This window comes from Micromonospora sp. NPDC049060, from assembly GCF_040649055.1.
In the GTDB taxonomy this organism is placed as follows: Bacteria; Actinomycetota; Actinomycetes; order Mycobacteriales; family Micromonosporaceae; genus Micromonospora; species Micromonospora reichwaldensis.
Genome location: NZ_JBEZEV010000172.1, coordinates 1 through 2902, shown reverse-complemented (window position 1 = coordinate 2902; position 2902 = coordinate 1). Strand labels below are relative to the sequence as shown.

The window sequence follows — 2902 nt, the reverse complement described above, 5'->3', positions numbered from 1 at the left end:
CGGGCAAGGGCACGCAGGCCGAGTTCATCGCCGCGCACCTCTCGGTCCCGAAGATCTCGACCGGCGACATCTTCCGGTCGAACGTCTCGCAGGGCACCCCGCTCGGCGTCGAGGCGAAGCGCTACATGGACGCCGGCGAGCTGGTGCCCGACGAGGTCACCATCAACATGGTGCGGGACCGGCTCGCCGAGCCGGACGCCTCCGAGGGCTTCCTGCTCGACGGCTTCCCGCGGACGACGCCGCAGGCCGCCGCGCTGGACAAGCTCCTCGCCGACCTGGGCACCGCGCTGGACCTGGTGCTGGAGCTGGTCGTCGACGACGACGAGGTGATCCGGCGGCTCTCCGGTCGGCGTACCTGCCGGGGCTGCGGCAAGATCTGGCACGTCGAGTTCGACGCCACCTCGCGTGAGGGCATCTGCGACCGGTGCGGCGCCGAGCTGTTCCAGCGCGACGACGACAAGCCGGAGACCATCGCCACCCGCCTGCGCGAGTACGCGGACAAGACCGCGCCGCTGGTCGACTACTACGGCGCCCAGGGCAAGCTGGTGGGCATCGACGCCACCGGCCCGGTGGAGGACGTCACCGTCCGCGCCATCGACGCCCTGCGCTCGTACGGCGGCTGACGTCCCGCCGGGTTCCGGCGGATAGAGTGCGAAGAGCGGGGTACGCCTGACGTGCCCCGCTCTTCGGCATCTGCAACCGAAAGGTAACGGCTCCATGCGTCGTCCCCAGCTGGACATCCAGCTGAAGACCCCTGACCAGATCGAGAAGATGCGGGCCGCCGGGCTGGTGGTCGCCGAGGCGCTGCGTCGGATGCGGGAGGCGGTCGCCCCAGGGGTCAGCACCGCCGACCTGGACGCCATCGCCGAGTCGACCATCCGCGAGGCCGGCGCCGTCCCCTCCTTCAAGGGCTACCACGGCTTTCCCGCGTCGATCTGCTCGTCGGTCAACGAGCAGGTCGTGCACGCCATCCCGTCGGCGCGGCAGGTGCTCCGCGACGGGGACATGATCTCCATCGACTGCGGTGCGGTGCTCGACGGCTGGCACGGCGACGCCGCCATCACCGTCGGGGTGGGCGAGGTCGAACCGGCGCTGCTGAAGATGGCGGCGGTGGCCGAGGACGCCATGTGGGCGGGCATCGCCGCAGCCGCCCGCGGCGCGGCCAGCGGCAAGGGCCGGCTCACCGACATCTCGCACGCCGTCGAGGACGCGGTCCGCAAGGGCGGGCGGTACGGCATCGTCGACGGCTACGGCGGGCACGGCATCGGCACCGAGATGCACCAGGACCCGCACGTGCTCAACCACGGACGGCCGGGGAAGGGCCCGCGTCTGGTGCCGGGCATGGCGCTGGCCATCGAGCCGATGATCACGATGGGCTCACCCCGGACGGTCGAACTCTCCGACGGCTGGACCGTGATCACCCGGGACCGGTCGATGGCGGTGCACGTCGAACACACGATGGCGCTGCTCCCGGACGGCGTCTGGGTGCTGACCGCGCCGGACGGCGGGCGCGCCCGCCTGGGCGAGCTGGTCACCTCCCGGCAGCCCGCGGACTCGCCGGCTCGCTGAGCCCTCAGCAGCGCTCCGCCGGGCGCCGCGTCCCGTCCTCTCCCGCCCCCTGAGGCGCGCACCAGCCGCACCGAGGGGTCGGAGGGCGACGCGCACCGAGAGCCTCGACGGCGACCGTTCCCAGGGCCCGGATGGGTGATCGCACCGAGGGCCTGGACGGCGACGCGCACCGAGGGCCCGAGGGCGACCGCCCACAGGACCCAACGGCGATGCGCACGGAGGGCCGGAGTCGCGGGGCCCGGCTGCGCGATGCCGGCCCGGCCCGCGTCCGGATGCGGCGCCCCGCCGCCCCGACCGCCGGCCGGGACCCGCCCTCGCCTCGGGCCCGGAGCCTCGGGAGGGGCCGCGGCGGGAGGGGCAGCGGCTGGTGGAGCGGTGGCATGCTTGCGGGCATGGAGGGACGCGACGGGATGCGGGCCGCCGACGCCGACCGCCAGGCGGTGGCGGAGCGGCTGCGGGTGGCCGTCGACGAGGGCCGGCTGGACCTGCACGAGTACGACGAGCGGTTGCAGCGGGCGTACGCCGCACGCACGTACGGCGAGCTGGACGTGCTGGTGGTCGATTTGCCGGCGCAGGCGGCCCCGGCGGCGTCGGAGCTCGCCACGCGGCTGGAGACCGTCCCGTCGCCGGCGGAGGGTGTCCGGTCGCCGGCGACCTCGTCGGTGACGGCCCGGTGGCTGGCCGAGGTGTGGCTGCCGTACCTGCGGGTGGTCGCGATCACGGTGACCGTCTGGGCGGTGACGTCCGCGCTCTCCACGGATCTGCTCTACTTCTGGCCCGTCTGGGTGGCCGGGCCGTGGGGAGCGGTGCTCGTGGTGCGCACGGTCGCCGGTCTCGCCGGCGGGGAGCCGCGGCGGCAGGCTGAGCAGCGGGAGCGGCGGCGTGAGCGCCGGCGGGCGAAGCGGGCGCGCAAGCGCGAGTTGGCTGCCGCCGAGGAGGGGCACCGGAGCCCGGTGCGGGAGCTGCCGCCGGCCCAGCGGGAAGGCCGGCCCGGCGAGGCCGACGCCGAGGTGTGATTGGCCCGTTCCGTCCGGTTCGACGCACCGATTCCCGGCCGGTTTGGCGACGGCCCGCAGGCGGGCGTACACTTTCTGATCGGCGCACAGCGTCCACTCCGGCATGCCCACCCTGCGCTTCGGTGGGAGCCGGAGCCGCGGCTGGCGCGGGCAACCTGATCTTGATCGGTGGCCCGTGTAAGACGTTGTGGGCCGTCCGGAGTAACCGACGTCAGGACAGCGGAGTACATGCCGAAAAAAGACGGAGCCATCGAGATCGAGGGTCGGGTCATCGAGCCCCTGCCGAACGCCATGTTCCGGGTGGAGCTCGCGAACGG

General features: G+C 73.8%; 3 protein-coding genes and 1 pseudogene. All 4 read left to right on the top strand.

Going from position 1 to position 2902, the window contains the following annotated elements; translation table 11 throughout:
* On the top strand, positions 1-623 hold a 623-nt coding region (locus AB0B83_RS30075), incomplete at its 5' end, for an adenylate kinase (protein WP_357581002.1).
* Between the two features lie 94 nt (positions 624-717).
* Positions 718-1569: a type I methionyl aminopeptidase gene (gene map / locus AB0B83_RS30070; protein WP_357581001.1), complete on the top strand. Its 852-nt coding sequence runs from the start codon at positions 718-720 to the stop codon at positions 1567-1569.
* 392 nt (positions 1570-1961) lie between these two features.
* Positions 1962-2585, top strand: coding sequence for a DUF1707 domain-containing protein (locus tag AB0B83_RS30065; protein WP_357581000.1), 624 nt, complete (start codon positions 1962-1964; stop codon positions 2583-2585).
* Between the two features lie 228 nt (positions 2586-2813).
* Positions 2814-2902: pseudogene (locus AB0B83_RS30060) on the top strand (translation initiation factor IF-1); the annotation flags it as partial.

Excerpts from the sequence above, each read along its gene's own strand:
- map (WP_357581001.1), top strand. The coding sequence starts at position 718 with ATGCGTCGTCCCCAGCTGGACATCCAGCTGAAGACCCCTGACCAGATC.
- AB0B83_RS30065 (WP_357581000.1), top strand. The coding sequence starts at position 1,962 with ATGGAGGGACGCGACGGGATGCGGGCCGCCGACGCCGACCGCCAGGCG.